This window comes from Actinoplanes sp. ATCC 53533 (assembly GCF_003947245.1).
The window spans coordinates 25,875-42,613 of the sequence record NZ_QHHV01000004.1; the positions used below are offsets into that span (position 1 = coordinate 25,875).

At 68.3% G+C, this 16,739-nt stretch carries 15 protein-coding genes; 4 read left to right on the top strand and 11 right to left on the bottom strand.

The window, feature by feature from the left end; all coding sequences use genetic code 11:
* The first annotated feature begins 300 nt into the window (after window positions 1-300).
* The 4 genes from DMB66_RS00960 (at window position 301) to DMB66_RS00975 (ending at window position 3,288) form a co-directional block, all read left to right on the top strand.
* Window positions 301-945 (top strand): hypothetical protein, encoded by a 645-nt coding sequence (locus DMB66_RS00960; RefSeq protein WP_125802063.1) that lies wholly within the window; start codon window positions 301-303, stop codon window positions 943-945.
* Window positions 942-1,556, top strand: coding sequence for an ATP-binding protein (locus DMB66_RS00965; protein ID WP_125802064.1), 615 nt, complete (start codon window positions 942-944; stop codon window positions 1,554-1,556). The genes DMB66_RS00960 and DMB66_RS00965 overlap by 4 nt, the downstream gene beginning before the upstream one ends.
* Window positions 1,553-2,383, top strand: coding sequence for a shikimate dehydrogenase (locus DMB66_RS00970; protein WP_125802065.1), 831 nt, complete (start codon window positions 1,553-1,555; stop codon window positions 2,381-2,383). The genes DMB66_RS00965 and DMB66_RS00970 overlap by 4 nt, the downstream gene beginning before the upstream one ends.
* Window positions 2,384-2,496: 113 nt before the next feature.
* Window positions 2,497-3,288 carry an SDR family NAD(P)-dependent oxidoreductase gene (locus DMB66_RS00975; protein ID WP_125802066.1) on the top strand — a complete coding sequence of 264 codons (792 nt, stop codon included), beginning with the start codon at window positions 2,497-2,499 and terminating at the stop codon, window positions 3,286-3,288.
* A 262-nt stretch (window positions 3,289-3,550) separates the two neighbouring features.
* On the opposite strand, the gene DMB66_RS00980 is transcribed toward DMB66_RS00975, so the two are convergent.
* From DMB66_RS00980 to DMB66_RS01030, 11 genes are all read right to left on the bottom strand, one after another.
* The gene (locus tag DMB66_RS00980; protein WP_125802067.1) at window positions 3,551-4,363 is read right to left on the bottom strand and encodes a sugar phosphate isomerase/epimerase; all 813 of its coding nucleotides are present in this window, start codon (window positions 4,361-4,363) and stop codon (window positions 3,551-3,553) included.
* A gap of 74 nt (window positions 4,364-4,437) precedes the next feature.
* Window positions 4,438-5,412 (bottom strand): Gfo/Idh/MocA family protein, encoded by a 975-nt coding sequence (locus DMB66_RS00985; RefSeq protein ID WP_199751679.1) that lies wholly within the window; start codon window positions 5,410-5,412, stop codon window positions 4,438-4,440.
* Between the two features lie 11 nt (window positions 5,413-5,423).
* Complete coding sequence (locus tag DMB66_RS00990) at window positions 5,424-6,314, bottom strand: sugar phosphate isomerase/epimerase (RefSeq protein ID WP_125802069.1); 891 nt, start codon at window positions 6,312-6,314, stop codon at window positions 5,424-5,426.
* Window positions 6,311-6,862, bottom strand: a complete 552-nt coding sequence (locus DMB66_RS00995; protein WP_125802070.1) for a VOC family protein — start codon at window positions 6,860-6,862, stop codon at window positions 6,311-6,313. The genes DMB66_RS00990 and DMB66_RS00995 overlap by 4 nt, the downstream gene beginning before the upstream one ends.
* The gene (locus DMB66_RS01000) at window positions 6,859-7,854 is read right to left on the bottom strand and encodes a LacI family DNA-binding transcriptional regulator (protein ID WP_125802071.1); all 996 of its coding nucleotides are present in this window, start codon (window positions 7,852-7,854) and stop codon (window positions 6,859-6,861) included. Before DMB66_RS01000 ends, DMB66_RS00995 begins: the two co-directional genes overlap by 4 nt.
* On the bottom strand, window positions 7,832-8,833 hold the full coding sequence (locus DMB66_RS01005; RefSeq protein ID WP_125802072.1) for a Gfo/Idh/MocA family protein: 1,002 nt from the start codon (window positions 8,831-8,833) through the stop codon (window positions 7,832-7,834). Before DMB66_RS01005 ends, DMB66_RS01000 begins: the two co-directional genes overlap by 23 nt.
* Before the next feature lie 445 nt (window positions 8,834-9,278).
* Entirely contained in the window at window positions 9,279-10,466 is a 1,188-nt protein-coding gene (locus DMB66_RS01010) for a multidrug effflux MFS transporter (protein WP_125802073.1), read from the bottom strand.
* A gap of 127 nt (window positions 10,467-10,593) precedes the next feature.
* Window positions 10,594-11,619 carry a LacI family DNA-binding transcriptional regulator gene (locus tag DMB66_RS01015; protein ID WP_125802074.1) on the bottom strand — a complete coding sequence of 342 codons (1,026 nt, stop codon included), beginning with the start codon at window positions 11,617-11,619 and terminating at the stop codon, window positions 10,594-10,596.
* Between the two features lie 9 nt (window positions 11,620-11,628).
* Window positions 11,629-13,998: a glycoside hydrolase family 3 N-terminal domain-containing protein gene (locus DMB66_RS01020; protein ID WP_125802075.1), complete on the bottom strand. Its 2,370-nt coding sequence runs from the start codon at window positions 13,996-13,998 to the stop codon at window positions 11,629-11,631.
* A complete protein-coding gene (locus tag DMB66_RS01025; RefSeq protein ID WP_125802076.1) occupies window positions 13,995-15,032 on the bottom strand; it encodes a family 43 glycosylhydrolase in 1,038 nt (345 codons plus the stop codon). The genes DMB66_RS01020 and DMB66_RS01025 overlap by 4 nt, the downstream gene beginning before the upstream one ends.
* A complete protein-coding gene (locus tag DMB66_RS01030) occupies window positions 15,032-16,732 on the bottom strand; it encodes a DUF5605 domain-containing protein (RefSeq protein WP_125802077.1) in 1,701 nt (566 codons plus the stop codon). Before DMB66_RS01030 ends, DMB66_RS01025 begins: the two co-directional genes overlap by 1 nt.
* Window positions 16,733-16,739 lie beyond the last annotated feature (7 nt).

Here is a 16,739-nt window from a genome sequence, read left to right on the forward strand (position 1 = left end):
TGAGATCGGTTGCAGATTTCCGGACCGTAAATTACGAAAGTCGCAGTGTCAAGGCGGCAACCGTGAGTTCCACGGTCATCCGAGAGGAGGCAGCGGGTTGAGCGCTGAGCGGCGCCCGACGCTCAGCGTCGAGGTCGACGCGCACGCTCGAAGGCCTTGGAGGACGCGCCGAGAGGGAGACTTCGGGCCGGAAGCACTGCGAACTCCGAGCTCGTCTCCCGAAAATGAGATCGATTGCACTAGCACCGATTGCATGCGACTATCGGTCCGTCACGTTGTTGACCAGAGGGGACGCGGGAGTTGACCAAGCTTGCGACACTGCGCACGATCGACGAGTCAGGCGCTGTGCTCATCGTGCGGCTGCCCGACGCGGACAGCGCTGAGCGTGTCGCGCACGCTGCGATCGAGGGCGGGTTCCGCGCCCTGGAGATCACGCTCTCCATCCCCGGGGCCGTCGATCTCATCCGACGGTTGGCCAATCGGTACGCACCGGACGGAGTCGCCGTGGGAGCGGGAACCGTCCTCGACGGCTACGCCGCGTACGAGTGCATCCGAGCCGGTGCGGCCTTCCTGGTCAGCCCGCAGCTCAACGCCGAGATGATCCGGGTCGCCAACCGCTACCAGATCCCGACGATCAGCGGGGCCTTCACCCCGACCGAGATGCTTGAGACCGCCGAGGCGGGTGCGGACATCATCAAGATGTTTCCGACCGAGAACGCGGGTATCCCCCACGCCAAGGCCGTGCTCGCGCCGCTGGCACACCTGCCGATCATGCCCGCCGGTGGTGTGACCGTCGAGAACGTCAAGGAGTGGTTCGCCGCAGGCGTAGCGGGCGTCGGTGTAGGCAGCGCCGTCACCAAGGCGTGGCAGCCTGACCGCGACTTCACTCGGGTGACTGCCGCCGCCCGCGAGTTCCTGACGGCGGTGCGGGACGCGCGCGGATGAACGTGCCGACCCTGCGCATCGTGATCGGCACGGCGGGCTCCGGCAAGTCGACGATCGCCCAGCGCCTCGCCCGGCAGCACGGCGCCGCGTACCTCGACAAGGACGCGATGAGCGCGCGGTTCGTCGAAGCCGCCCTGGTGTCAGCCGGATACGACCCCGACGACCGCGAGGCCAACCCGTTCTACCGCGACAGCATCCTGCCCCTCGAGTACGACTCGCTGCTCGACGTCGCCGGGACCAACCTCCGCCTCGGTTGCCCCGTGGTAGTCGACGCACCCTTCAGCCCTTATCTGTCAGACCCCACCTTCATCACCGCGGCCGCAAAGCGCTTCGACTGGCCACCGACCGAGGTAGAGGTGATACAGGTTCGCGTCTCCCCCAAGACGCTAAAGGACCGACTGAGCAAGCGGGGCCTCAAACGCGATCAAGTCAAGCTCGCCCATTGGGACGAGTACTGGGCCGTGCACGGCGAGCTGCGGTGCGCGTGGACCGGCGTACGGCTCTCAGAGCTCTCCAACGACGCGCAGCAGGCAGAAACCGCCTCGGACATGCCGGCCGCCCCGGCTGACTTCGAGCACGCAGGTCGCGGTACGGACGGAGACACCCGATGATCAGCGGAACGACCACACTCGTCGCGCACCTGGGCTACCCCACCCACACGTTCAAGTCGTCGCTGATCTGCAACCCCTGGTTGGAGAAGCACGGCATCGACGCGGTCGTCGTCCCGATGGGCATCAAGGCCGAGGACTACCCGAACTTCTTCCGATCGGTGTTCACCCTCACCAACATCCGCGGCGCGCTGATCACCATGCCGCACAAGGTCACCACGATGGAGCTGGTGGACGAGATCAGCCCGGCCGCCGCGATCGCCGGCGCGACGAACGCCGTCCTGCTGCGGGAGGACGGGTCGCTGCTCGCCGACCAGTTCGACGGCGCCGGCTTCGTCCGCGGCATGCTGCGCAAGGGGTTCAACCCGTCCGGGAAACGCGCACTGATCGTCGGCAATGGCGGGGTCGGTTCCTCGATCGCCGCGTCGCTGGCCGGCCTCGGCCTGCCCGAGATCGGCTTGTTCGATCCCCACATAGCCGCCTCTGAAGCGCTCGCCCAGCGCATCGGCGTGCACTACCCCGACGTGAGCATCGTGATGGGCTCAAGGGATCCCGAGGGCTGGGACCTGATCGTGAACGCCACCCCCCTCGGGATGAACGACGGCGATCCTCTGCCTGTCGACGTCGACCGCGTCGCCCCGGGTTCGTACGTCGGAGACGTAGTGCTCAAGACCGACATCACCCCGTTCCTGCAGGCAGCCAAGGACAAGGGCTGCACGATCCAGGTCGGCAGCGACATGTTGCTCGAGCTGATCCCCGCCTACCTGGAGTTCTTCGGCTTCGAAGGTGCCACACCCGACGAGTTGCGCGCTGCTACGCACCGACCGTGATGACCATGGCTTGCGGGAAGGCCTCCGTCGCCGAAGAACCTGTCAATAGCGGCCGGCTTCCGGCAATCCATGAATTACTCACCTGCCAATCCGTACTCGAAGGAGACTGCGCGATGAGAGCTTTGGTCAGTGGTGGAAGTAGCGGCATCGGCGCGTCTACATGCGTGCGCCTCGCCGAGGCGGCTATCGCCCGAGGCGAGCAGCCGATGATCGCGGTGTGTGGACACGAAAAGACCACCACGCAGGAGGAGATTGTTCGTTCAATTCAGTCGTTGGGAGGTGCCGCCATCGCGCTCGTGGGTGACCTCGGTGATCCCGACGTGCCAGGTCAACTCGTGGACGCCGCGGTCGCCGAATTCGGTGGCCTGGATGCGTTGGTAGCGAATGCTGGAATCGTAAACCCCGGCGCAATATGCGACGTGTCCGTCGAAGACTGGGACACCATGTTCTCGGTCAACCTGCGCGGCGCGTGGCTTCTCGCCAAAGCAAGCCACCCGCATCTGACGTGTAGTCGCGGTTCGGCGTGCTTCACATCTTCGATGTCCGGCCAGGTACCGCATGCCGGATCAGGTGCTTACAGCCCCAGCAAAGCTGCTTTGACCATGCTGGCCCAGACCCTCGCCTTGGAGTGGGCGCCTGACGGTATTCGGGTCAATGTGGTCTCACCAGGGATGACTCACACACCGATGACGGAAGAAATGTACGCCGACCCGCAGACCAAGAGCGCACGGGAAGGCATCATTCCGCTGTCGCGGATCGCGGACCCCACAGACATCGCCAATGTGATCGAGTTTCTGGTCGGCCCGTTGTCGGGCTACGTCACGGGGCAGGACATCTGCGTCGACGGTGGCTTCACCAAGTCTATCCTCAGCCACATTCCTGGTCGACCAGGATCCAAGTCGTAAAAGCCCTGTAAGGGTTCGTGCTGCTGCTTTTGGTCGCCGTCAGTACCAAGATCGGAGCCGGCGTCCGGGGTGACCCGCAGGCTCGTGCCGGCCGACGAGGCACGTACCAGCGCAGCGTTCCGTCGATCCTGCCGGGCCCGCGGCACCGAACCGCCTGGGTGGAGTGAGCTCCGAATGTGCTATGACGGCTATATCGCCGCGACGACGAGCGGCATGTCTCGTGTTCCAGACGACTGCGAAGCAGGAACCTCTCACACCGGCATTAGTTTCCCAGCTTCCAGCCTTTTCCTCTGAGGTCGTCCATTGCTTGGTTGAACACCTGCACAGGGTTCTCTTCGCGGATGATCTCGCAAACAACGTTGCTTTCTCCGCATGTTGCTTCGACGGCGCGGCCGAGCCCGTCGAAATCGATCACTCCAGTGCCGATGGGATCATGACCCCAGGTTTCCACACCCGTGTCAGAGATGTGCACGAGTGCAATGTGTTCGTGATGCGCGAGCAGCCCCGCTACGGGATCCTCCTCGATGTAGGCGGCGTTGGCGACGTCGTACACGAGCTTCAGCACGTCGTCGTTGACCGTACTGACGATGCCCGCCAACTCCCGGATGGTGGGAGTAAAGCAATATGGAGTGTTTTCCAGAAGGAGTCGCGTGCCAGCCTGTTTGGCCAGTGGAATCAGCTCACCCAGACTCTCGTACATCCATCCGTAAGCTTTGTCGAGTGGAGGTGAGATCATAGGGCGCCTTGTTCCGGGGGATATCACCACTTCAGGGACCTCCCACGCCACGGCCAGGTCGATCACCGAGTTGATGTGCTCGATGCTCTTGCGGCGCATGTTTGCGCCGGGGCTCGCGAGGTTGACGTCATATCCGCCGGCATTGAGCGACCGGATTTCCGCGCCATGATCCCCCAGTCTTGCCGTCATGGCAGAGCGCTCCGTGGTTGACATTTCGTCCGGCCAACAGTGTGGAGAGCTGATGGGAACTTCGAACGTCTTGTATCCATTGTCTGCCAACTCCGCGATTGCATCGATTGCCGTTGCCGACCACGCGTACGAGAAAGTGTTGATAATCACGTCGAAACATCCTTACGATTGAAGGATTGCATGACTACTCATGCCGTGCACAAGGCCCAAGGGCGTTGTCGCCGTCACTTCTTGGCGTGGCTTCTCCAGACCCTTCCGGGCTGTTCGTCGGTGGGGAGCCCGGCGGCAGCGAGGATGCGATCGAGGAGGAGTTGGGTCTTTGCCGCGTCGGCCCCGGATGTCAAGGGATCACCGCGGTCCCGGACACGGTCCAGGAAATGGTGAACCGCTCCGGCGAAGCCGAACGTCTGCGTCGCCGTCGCCCAGCCGAAGGCCTCGGGCGACATCTCGCGCACGGTCGTCCCGTCGGGCCGGCTGATCGAGATCCGGTCGGGCGCGGTGACGTTCGCGCTCGTCGCGCCTCCGTAGGCGTCGAGCTTCTCACTCCAGCCGCCGGCGTCGCGGGCCGCCACCAGCACGCCGGAGTGACCGTTGTCGAACCGGATGAGCGCGGCCACACCGTCCTCCTGCCAGCGATCCTCACCGGCCGCGTGCGCGCTGACATCGACGGGCTCGCCCCCGCAGTACCAGCGCAGCAGGTCGACCATGTGGATCGCGTTCTCGAAGGTGGCGCGGTATTCGGAGCCTGCCCGGTTCTTCTGGGCGACGCAGAAGCTTGCGCCGCTCTCCCCGAAAGCTGCGCGACCGGCCTCGTACACCGGGGCGAAGCGGCGGTTGAACCCGACCATGAGCACCCGTTCTCGTGCAGCGGCCAGCTCGGCGAGGGACTGTGCGTCGGACGCGCTCGTCGCCAGCGGCTTCTCGCAGAAGACGTCGACGCCGGCCGCCAGCGCGAGTCGCGTCGCGTGGACGTGCTCCGACCGGGGCGTGAGGACGAACAACGCGTCCAGCTCCTCGGTCTCGAGCAACGCCTCGACCGTCGGATAGGCACGGCGGAAGCCCCAGCGCCGCATCAGGGGCTGCGGGTCATCCTTGCGGGTGACCAGGCCCCGCAGCTCCACATCGTCGCGCGCGACGAGGGTCGGGAGCTGGGCGATGCTCGCGATGTTGCCCGCCCCCGCCACACCGATGCGCAGCACGTCTCCACTGGTCACGCGGCCACCACCGTGGCGAGCATCCTGCGGAGCGCGAGCGCGGAGTCCTTGAAGCCGATCGCGGGGTCGGGCAGGTCCTGAGGATGCCACCGGTACTCGTACTCGAGCGAGAGCACGTCGTCGTAACCCCGGCGCACGAGCTCCCCGAGGATGTCGGGCCACGGCACGACGCCCGTACCGACGACCCGGGACCTGACGGCGCGTTCCTCTGCTTTCACCCGGGCGGTGTCCGAGGCCCGGAAGGGCGCCTCGGGGTCCTTGAAGACCAGGTCCTTCACGTGCACGTGGCCGACGAGCTCACCTTGGACGGCGAAAGCCTGCTGCCAGGTCTCGTCATGGGTGAAGGTCAGGTTGGCTTGGTCGTACAGGACGCGGACGGAAGGGGAGCCGACCTCGCTGACCAGCCGGGCAGTATCTGCTGCGGTCTGCGTCATGGTGCCGAAGTGGTTCTCGACGCAGAGCACGACGCCCGCACCCGCGGCCTCCGGCGCGAGGACGGTCAGCGCGCTCCGCAGCTGCTCCCAGTGCCGCGCGTGGTCGGTGTCCCCCGGGTGCCAGGAGCCGGCGTACACCCGGACTCGGGTCGCACCGACGTTGTGTGCGGCTTCGATGCACCCGCGGAACTCGTCGATCCCCTGCTGCCAGCTCGCCGCGTCGACGCTGTTGATGGAGGTCGTGTACGGGGTGAGTGCGACGATCGGGACACCTTCGGCTTCGGCGATCGCGGCGGCCTGCTGCGCGGACCGCGGGTCGGACGGGCTGATGGCCGCCGGGTAGTCGTCCTGGTAGATGACTTCGGCCGCGTCGAGACCTGCCGTGCCGAACAGGCGCAGCGCTTCGGCGAGGTCACGTCCCGGGGTTCCCAGCGTGTGTCCGGCGATGATCATGAGAGAGCGGTGCTCCTTCTTGGCGGTCGGTTCCAGTCCGCCGGGCCGACCAGGCTCGGGGGGTTCTGCACCCGGGACCGGTCGACGAGTTCCATCAGCAGGCCCCAAGGGGTGACGAAGTACGTCCACCGGTTCCCGGCCACAAGGGGGCTGTCGGGTCCGACTTCCTTGCGGCCGCCGAGGACCCGAACGCCCGGGATCGTGCCGAGGTGGGCGATCGCCGCGTCGACGTCGTCGACGACGAAGCACAGGTGATGACCGCCCCGGTCGCTGTGTCGAGGGTGCTGGGTCCGCTGGTCCTCGGACTGCCACTCGAAGAGCTCGACGTTCAGGTTCGGCGGGAGCCGTAGCATCGCGAGCTCGAGCGCAGCGTCCGGCGGGACGTCGAAATGCGCCGGCATGAACGACGGGTCGGGACCGCGCTGGGAGCGATAGAGCTCCTCCGCCCCTAGGACCTCGACGAAGAAACGCACCGCCTCGTCCAGGTCTGGGACCGTGTACGCAGCATGGTCCACGTGGCGCAGCCCGGGTAGCAACCGGCCAGTCACCGGAGCGGCCTGGTCGAGGAGCGCACCAGCAGCTGTGGCTGGAGCACCACGTGCTCGACCGGGCCGCCGGTCGCCGCCTGCTCGGCGAGACGGATCGCGATGCGGCCCATCTCGGCGATGGGTTGCTGCACCGAGGTCAGCGGCGGGTTGCTGCGGGCGCCGAGCGGCAGACCGTCGAAGCCCACCACCGAGACGTCACCGGGGACGGACACCCCCCGCGAGCCGAGCGAGCTGATGAGTCCGAAGGCGACCAGGTCGTTGCCCGCGACGACGGCGGTCGGCCGTTCGCGCAGGCTCACGAGCTCTTCTGCGGCACGTTCGCCGGCGCCGGCGCCGATCCCGCTGCTGTCGAGCTCGATCGGCGTCATCCCGTGCTTTTCCGCCAGCGTCCGGTAAGCCTGGCGCCGGTCTGCGGCGGTGTGCGTCCCCGCGATCCCCGAGACGTAGGCGATGGAGGTGTGCCCGAGTCCGAACAAGTGGTCCAACGCGAGCGCGATCCCCGTTGCGCTGTCGACGGTCACCGTGGATGTCTGGTCGCCGGACTCGACCCGGTCGATGACGACAAGCCGCCCTCCGAAGCCCCGGGACTCTAGCTCGGCGGGAAAGACCCGGGCGTAGGGCGCGATCACCGCGAAAGGCGCGTACATCGCCTGCATGGCGTCGAGGTACCGGGCGGTCGCGTCCGCGTCGTTCTCCGTCACGCACAGCACCAACTGGTAGCCACGCTCCCCCGCGGCGGCCGTCATGGCCTTCGCGAGCTCGGCGAAGTACGGGTTGGTGATGTCGGGGATGATCAGCGGCACGAGGGTGCTGACCTTGGTTCGCAGCGCCTGGGCGAGCGGGCTCATCGTGTATCCCATGGAGGCCGCCACCCGGCGGACGTGCTCCCGGGTCTCCGGCTTGACAGCCTCGGGGCGGGAGAACGCCCGCGAGACCGTCGACCTGTGGACCCCGGCTGCCGCCGCGACCTCATTGATGCTGGGTGTGGACACCGGTTCTCTCCTGTCGGCCGTGCGCGTACGCGTCCCAGATGACGGCCATCGTGGTCTCAAGGTCACTGATCCGCGGGAGCTCCACGAAACCACATCCCAGCTGCTCGGCCACCTGGTCGACGAACAGTTTGTACAACGGGTCACTGTCCACGTCGATGAGCGCGGTCTCCGTGACGCCGTCGACGGAGGTGAACGACGCACTCCCGTCAGACCAGATGGTCGCGGTCCCCGCAGCGCCGATCCGCATGAAGGAGCAGTGCCGCTTCAGCGGCGACCCGGGGAACGCATATCCCACCTCGATGGTGGCGATCCGTCCGTCGGCCGTGGTCAGCGTCATAGAAGCGTAGTCCTCGACGCCCCGGCGATGCAGCAACGACGACAGGGCCGCCGTCGCTGCTACCTTCTCCGCACCGGCCGAGCGGAGGAAGAGATCCACGAAGTGGGGAGCGAGGTTGACCATGCACCCGCCGCCGGCGCGCTCGACGTCGACCATCCACGGACTGCCGTTGATGAGGTAGCGCTCGGGCGGGCCCGCGATGAACTGGACGCTCTCGTACACCGAGCGGCCGGCCCTGGCCAGCCAGCGGTCAGTCGGACCTCCCCGCTGCACGAGAGGCACGGCGATCGGCACCCCGGCAGCATCCGCAGCCGCCCGGACGTCGGCCAGCTCCTGCAATGACACCCCGGCTGGCTTCTCCACGACGAGCGGGATGCGCCGAGCGACCAGAGCGAGGCAGACCTCGCGCATCACGTCGTGCGGAACGAAGACGTACGCCAACTCGGCGTCCCCGTGGGCTGCGAGAACTTCCTCCCAGGACGGGTAGAAAGGCGCGTTCCAGAGATCCGCGAGGTGCTCCGTCCGCGAAGGGTCGGGGTCGCTGAACCCCACGACGTCGTGCCGCTCGGCGATCCGGCCCGCGCACAGTGGCATATGCCAGTGCGACGCGCCGAGGACGATCGTCTTGGCCTTGTCGCTCATGTCCGCGCGCCACTGCGGCCGAGTATTTCGTCGGCGAACTCGCTGGCCCCGAGGGCTTGGCGACACCCGGCCAACGCACGATAAATGAGGCCATCGACAGCACCATGAGCCCGGTCAGCGTCTCCGTGCGACGGCTGAGGCAGCGCGTCGTGACGTACGCAGCAGGCACGCAGATCGCCAGGACCGTTGATCATGAACTTCCCAATGAGATCGGTTGCTGAGATCGATTGCAATGATACGGAGGACCATCCTTTGCGTCAACCATGCGTGTCCCCAGCAGGCCGGCCGCTCGGTCCTCAGTTACGGGCGGGCGACGATCTCCCCGGTTGGGCGCGATTCCTCACCGGCCTGTCGGCCAACGACCACTCCGTCCCGGAGTACGTGGCCCACCGCGCCACGCCCTGCTGACCCTGGGTTTGACCGACCAGTCGGCGTTGAAGCGGCATCAGTCGTGCGCCGCGACCCGCGTTTCGCGCCGGTCGCGGGCCGACACCAGGAAGACGACCACCGCGACCGTCATGGTCAGCCCCATGACCAGGCCGATCGGGCCGATCGAGCCGACGCCGAGCAGCCCGGCCACCGGCGCGGTCGCGCCGGCCAGGCCGAAGTTCGCGGCACCCATCAGCGCGGCGGCGGTTCCGGCCCGCTCTGCGTGCGGGGCCATGCCGATCACCTGCAGGCAGGGCCCGACGGCGCCTGCCAGGAGGAAGTAGAGCGCTGTCACGAGGGTCACCGCCACCACGTTCTCGCCGGCGAAGGCCACGAGCAGCAGGGTGAAGCCGAGGACGGCGAGCGCGGGCAGCACGGATCTGAGCAGCCGCCGCGGCCCGATCCGGGTGACGAGCCGCGCTGAGGTCTGCGCCCCGATCACGAAGCCCACCGCGTTCGCCGCGAAGACCAGGCTGTACCGCTGGGCGGAGAGGCCGTACGTGTCCTGGAAGAGGAACGACGAGGAGCTCATGTAGGTGAAGACGCTGGAGACGAGCAGACCACCGGCGAGGGCGGCGCCGACGAAGCCGCGATCCGTCACCAGCACGCGGTAACGCCCGAGCGCCGCCTCCGCTCGCCGCACCGGTGGGGCCGTCTCCCGGATCAGCAACGCCGTGACGGCGAGCACCGCCGAGCCGTAGAGCGCGATGCAGACGAACAGGCCTCGCCAGGGCATGTGGCTCAGCATCAGCGAACCGGCGAAAGGTGCGACCACCGGCGCGAGCCCACTCACCACGGCGAGCCGGGCTGCCATCCGGACGAACAGGGCATCGTCGAAGAGGTCGCGCACCATGGCCAGGGCCACGACGCCGCTGCCGGCGGCTCCGGCGCCCTGCAGCAGCCGGAACACGAGCATGACTTCGACGGTGGGCGCCGCGGCGACACCCAGGCTGCCGACCACGTGCAGGGCGGTGGCCACCAGCAGGGGCCGGCGCCGCCCGATGCTGTCGCTCCACGGCCCGATGGCCAACTGGCCCAGCGCGAAGCCGATGGTGGTGGCCGTCAGCGTGAACTGCACGGCGGCCGCGCTCGTGCCGAAGTCGGCTTGCACGAGCGGGAACGCCGGAATGTAGAGGTCGACGGTGAACGGCCCGAGCGCGACGAGGAAGCCGAGCACGAGCAGGGTGCGGCGTGCGGAATTCACCGGGGGCCTTTTCGATCGGGCAGCCGGTCAACGGCTGCGCACTGCCCCCGGAGGGTCGTTGCCGGCCATTCCGTGCAACGTTCTACAAACAGCGTAGGCGGTCTGGGAAGCCATCGTCAAGGACGCGTCAGGCGGTCGTGCCGCGAGCCATCAGGCGCGGCGCGATGAGGTAGTGCACTTGACGGGTGCGGCCGTCGAGTCGCTCCAGCAGCAACCGGGCGCTGCGGGAACCGGTGAGCTGGGCCGACTGGTCGATCGTGGTCAGCGAGATGCGGCCAATCGTCGACATGTAGATGTTGTCGTACCCGGCGACGCTGAGGTCTTCCGGAACCCGCAGCCCGAGTTCCTCGGCCGCGCGCAGCACGCCCAGCGCGGCGATGTCCGCGCCGGCGAAGATGGCGGTCGGCCGGACGGGACGGGCCAGCGCTTGCCGGGCGGCCTCGTAGCCGCCCTCTTCCGAGTAGCTGGTGACGATGACGTCCGGCTCCAGCCCGTGCCTTCGCATCGCCTCCTGGTAGCCGTCGAGCCGTGGCGTGTGCGACAGGACGTAGGGGCGTTCCAGGCCGCCCGAGGGCTGGCTGGTGTGCACGATGCGCCGGTGCCCGAGGGCCACCAGGTGGTCGACCATGAGGCGGGCGCCGTCGAAGTCGTCATCGACGATCGTGTCGAAGGTGCCGGAGCCGCCGTGCCGGGCCAGCACGACCGTCGGCAGGCTCGCCCCCAGCTTCTCCAGCCACGCCTGCTCCATCCAGGGCGCGATGACGATCAGCCCGTCCACCTGCCGGTCGATCAGGGCCTCGATGCTGCGCTTCTGCCGCTCGGGCGACGGGCCGCCGGCGATCAGGATCTCCTGGTACGGCGTGTGCTCGAGCTCGGCGGTGATGCCGTCGATGATCTGCGGCTGGAACGGCGACGAGAGCTCGATGAGCATCACCCCGACCGTGTACGACCGGCCGCGCATTGCCCGGGCGCCGGTGTGCGGGCGGTAGCCGAGCGCGTCGATGGCGGCGGTGACCTTCTCCCTCATCCCGTCGCTGACCCCGTACGCGTCCCGGACGACCTTGGAGACGGCCGAGACCGACACCCCGGCCTCGCGCGCCACATCCTGGATGGTGACGCGGCGCGCGTCCTGGCTGTCCGGTGTCGAGACCACCCGCCGATCCTACGAGTGCGGCCGTATCCGCGAGAGGAAGGACCGCTCGGCGCCCTCGACCACCCGCGCGGACCCCACCACGGCGAACGAGCCCACCAGCGACCGGTCGTCGGAGTCGAGGCCGACGAAGACGTCCACCGGGGCCGGCTCGACCGCCACCTGGCGGGCGAGATTGGTGTACGCCAGTTGCGAGGCGTCGACCTCGAACGTGACGCGGCGGCTCTCGCCGGCGGCCAGCTCAACCCGGGCAAAGCCGGCGAGCTGCTGGGCGGGCCGGGTGACCGGTGAGGTGTTGACCCGCAGGTAGAGCTGCACCACCGTGGCCCCGTCCCGGGGACCCGCGTTGGCGACGGTGGCGCTGACGTGGGCCGTGCCGTACGCGTCGATGTCGGCACCGCAGTCGAGGTCGCTGAGCGCGAACGCGGTGTAGCTCAGCCCATGGGCGAACGGCCACAACGGCGTCGCCTCCAGGTCGAGATAGTGCCGGGAGACGCCGGGCGGCAACGGGTTGCGATAGCCCGAGCCGGCCTTCTGGTGGTGGTAGACCGGAATCTGGCCGCTGTGCCGGGGCAGGCTGTACGGCATCTTGCCGGACGGGTTGACCACGCCGAAGAGCACGTCGGCGATCGCCCGGGTGCCGAACGGCCCGGCGTACGGGGCGACCACGATGGCCGCGGCGTCCTGGATGACCTTCGGCAACGCGTAGGCCCGGCCCTGCACGAGCACAACCACCAGCGGGGTGCCGGTGGCCGCCACCGCCTCGGCCAGCCGCACCTGCGCGGCCGGCAGGGTGATGTCCGCGGTGTCGCTGGCCTCCCCCTCGGTCCGCTCCCCCGTGAACCACAGGCTGGCCCCGCCCAGCGCCAGCACGACGACGTCCGCCGCCCGCGCCGCCTCGACCGCCGTGTCGAGAGAACCCAGATCCTCGGTCAGGGTGCAGCCGCGCTCGACCCGCACCGTGCGGGCGCGGTCACCGATCTCAGCCGCCAGCGAGGGAGCCACGCGGTCGCCGTCCCACGCTCCGAACAGCGCCGAGTACCAGGCCGACACGGTCTCCTTGGCGCCGTTCATGGTGCCGAGCTCGCCGCGCATCACCGCCTCGTTGGCCTCGCGCCACGACACGTAGGTATAGGTCGGGAACTGGAACGTCGGGGCGTCGGCGTGCGGCCCGATGACGGCGATGTCGAGCCCGCCGGGGGTCAAGGGCAGGATGCCGTCGTTCTGACCCAGCACGATCGAGCGCCGGGCCAGCTCCAACGACAGGTCGGCGCCCTCGCGGGCCGCGGCGGCCACGTCGATGCTTTCCACCGGGTACGGGTGCTCGAAGAGCCCGACCTCGAACTTCGCCCGCAGCACCCGGCGGACACAGGCGTCGACGTGTCGCACGTCGACCGTCCCGCGCTCGACCTCGGTGGCGAGCACGTCGCCGTACCCGTACGGATTGGGCATCTCGACGTCGAGCCCGGCCCGGATGGCCAGGCGGCCGGCCTCGGCCGCGTCCTTCGCGATCCGCTGCCGGTCGACGAGCTGTTCGAGGGTGGTGTAGTCGGAGGAGACGAAGCCGTCGAAGCCGAGCGCGTCGCGCAGCAGCTCCTGCAGCACCTCCGGTGAGGCCCCGGCGGGTACGCCGTCGACGTCGGCGTACGAATTCATCACCGACCGCAGCCCGGCCAGGCGAATCGCCGCCTCGAACGGGTAGGCGAACAGGTCACGCGTGCGCCGGGCGCCGGACTCGAAGGCCGACAGGTTCAGGCCGCCCGGCGGCGCCGCGTATCCCAGGAAGTGCTTGCCGGTGGCCATCACGCCCTGCGAGAGGTCATTGCCCTGCAGGCCGCGCACATAGGCCACCCCCAAGGCCGCACAGAGGTACGGATCCTCACCGAACGTCTCGTGCACCCGCCCCCACCGAGGGTCGAGGGCCACGTCGAGCACCGGTGACAGCGCGTGCATCAGGCCGGCGCGGCGCATCTGCCGCCGGATCAGGTCGGTCATCTCTTCGACGAGGTCGGGGCTCCAGCCGGCGGCGAGCCCGGTGCCGGACGGGAACACCATGTGCCCGCCGTTGAGAAAGCCGCTGAGCGCCTCGGCGTGGAAGAGCACCGGAATGCCGAGCCTGCTGCGGGACAGCACCTGTTTCTGGATGGTGCCGACCATCGCGGCCAACTGCGCCGGGTCGTCGAGGATCAGCTGCGCCACGTGGCCTGGTGGATTGCGGAGCACGTCTTCGGCGCCGTCGGCGTCGGTGCCGTCGGCCTTCACCAGCGACCACGCCATCCGGGCGGTGAGCTGATGGCATTTCTCGGCGGTGGTCATCTCGGCCAGCAGCAGCTCGGCCCGGTGGCCGGCCTCCAGGTGTTCATCGCGCCAGGTGGTGCTCATGCGTAGTCCTCCACACGCCATTCGTCGTGCCAGTCGAGCAGGGCGCGTTCCCCGTCGAATCGGAAAGGTAGCCAGACGTAGTCGGCGATCGATGTGTCGATCTCCGTGAGCTCGGACCACGGGCCGTCGTGATGGCCGCCGAACGGGGCGAACCGCTCGGCGTGCATGGCGATCGCCGCCTCGCTGGAGGCGGTGTAACGCGGCAGCCAGCGGTCGGCCAGCGCGATGTACAGGTCCTGCTTGTGCGGGTGCCGGAAGACCGAGCTGACCTGCGACTGGTAGGAACTGCGGCTCGAGTCGTCGGGGTGCGGGTCGTTGAGGACTGTCCACGGGCCGTGGTAGCCGGGGGCGACGGCGACCTCGGACGGGTTCGGGTAGTAGCCGGTCGTGCCGGAAGTGACGAGATAGTGCCGGCCGTCGCGGGCGAAGTAAGCGGGTGCTTCCCGGACGTACGGCGGTTGCACCAGCGGGAAGTGGGTGGAGTAATACCCGGTGACGCCGGTGTAGTCGTCGGTCAGGTCGGCACAGATCAGTTCGCTGTGCACCCGCTCGAAGTAGTAGTAGCCCTTGCCGTCGGTCGGGTCGACGACCAGGTCGAAGTCCCCGGCGTTCATGCCCAACGGCTTCAGATCTCTCCCGACCATTTCGTACGGGCCCAGAATGTCGTCCGCGACGAGGACGCTCGAGCGTTGCCCGGCCGGAGACATGACCTTGATCCAGCACACGTACCGCCCCGAGCCGCGATGCCGCAGGATGTGTGGCCGGTCCAACGACATGGCCGGGTGCAGTGGTGAACAGGGATCGTCCACGTCGGGCGGGATGATCAGGCCACGGTCGGTCCAGTTGTAGAGGTCGGGTGAGGAGTAGCAGCGGACTCCCCAGTGCCAGATGCCGCTGCCCGGCGTCGAGCGTTCCTTGTTCTCGCCGTACCAGTAGAACGTGCCGTCGACCTCGATGAGCGACCCGCCGTGGGCCTGGATCCGCTTGCCGTCGGTGTCGAGCCAAACCTGGCCGGGCGTGAAGGACTTCCGCATCAGGCCTTCACCAGCCGCACAGCTTGATAGGGCTTGGCCGGCAGCGGTACGACCGCGAGGGTTTCGTACGTGCCGGGCAGCCGCTCGACGGTGCACTCCCACGTGTCCAGGACGTCGACGTGCCAGCGGCCCGGGGGCAGGAGGATATGACGCTCCCGCGGCCGGCCGAGGCCGTAGTAGGTGACGAGGTACTCGTCCTGGACACCGGCCCACGGCAGGTCGTAGTCGGACGGCAAGGGCTCCAGCACACCGGTCGGCGAGGCGGCGACGATCTCGGCCAGGAAGCCGATCCGGCGCGGGCTCGTGCCGGTCAACCGACCGCCCTTGGCCCACCAGATCCTCTCCTCGGCGTTCCAGTAGGTCTCGCCGTGCCCGACGTAACCGCCGCGCAGCGCGCCCTCCCAGAAGCGGCGCAGCATCTCCTCGCCGGTCAGGTTGCCCCAGTCGAACTCGAGGTCGCCCTCGTAGCCGGACTCGTCGATGACCACCGGCTTGCCCCAGCGCTCGCGCCAGCCGGTGACCTCATCGACCCGGCTGTGCTGGACGCTGGCATGGGTGATCCAGGGCCGGGTGTGGTCGAAGTGCTCGATGAAGTTGTGGATGGACACCAGGTGCCCGTGCGGGTCCTCAGCGGTGACGGTCTCGCCGATCCGGTCCCAGTCCGCGATCGTCTTGCCGGGCACCGCGTCGTACTCGTTGGCCAGCGAGAACCAGACGTGCGCGTAGCCGGCCAGGCGCCGCACGACGTACCGGACCACCCGCTCGTCGACGGCCGGTCCCAGATCCGAGAAACCCCACTTGTCGTACGGGTGGAACAGGATGATGTCGGCCTCGATACCGAGCTCGCCGAGTCGGCGCACCTGCTCGTCGAGACGGGCAAAGAACTCGGTGTCGAACCGAGAGTGGTCGAACGACCTGGGGAACGGGAACCGCGACGGCTCCTCGTTGTTGAAGACGAAATGCTTGGGGAACAGGCACATGCGCAGCTTCGTGAAGGGCGACGCGGCCAGCGTCTCCAGCGTCTCCTCCTGCGTTTTGTCGTCCTGGTGGTTCCAGGCGTACGCGGTGGTCCCCCACGGCCGGTAACGGGTGCCGTCCGCGTACGCGAAATGGAAGCCGTCCACCCGGACCGGCCCGTGCGCTCCCGGCGCCGCCGGGCCGACGGTCACCTCGCCCCCGATCCCGTCCAGCGCCGGGGTCGTGGACGAGGTCACGAACTGCCACGTCCCCTCCTGCTCGGCGAGCGCCCGCAGCCGGTAGGTTCCGTCGCCGTCGTAGAAGCCGCCGACCGTCCAGGACCGCTCGCCGCACCGGAACTCGGCGGTCAGCTCGACGTCGATGAACGGGTTCCCGTCCGACGGACCGCTCAGCTGGATCTCCAGCAGTCCCCACCGCGTGGGTGAGCCGACGAGGGTCCACGGCGCCGACGCGTACGGCGCCGATACGCCGACCGCCGACGGCGCGATGGCGGCGGCGTGCGGCCGGAGGATGACCGGTTCCATCAGCGCGTCGATCTCGGCCCAGAACGCCGCCCTGGCCTGCTCGTCATCGCGCAGCCCCGGGGTCACCCGCAGGAAGAACAGGACGAGAAGCTCGCGGACGTCGGCCCGGTCGACGGCCTGCGGCAGGAACCGTTCCAGTACGGCTCGTCCGCCCGGCGCGTCGAGCACCTGCCCGACGGTGATGAAATGGGTCAGCACAGAGACT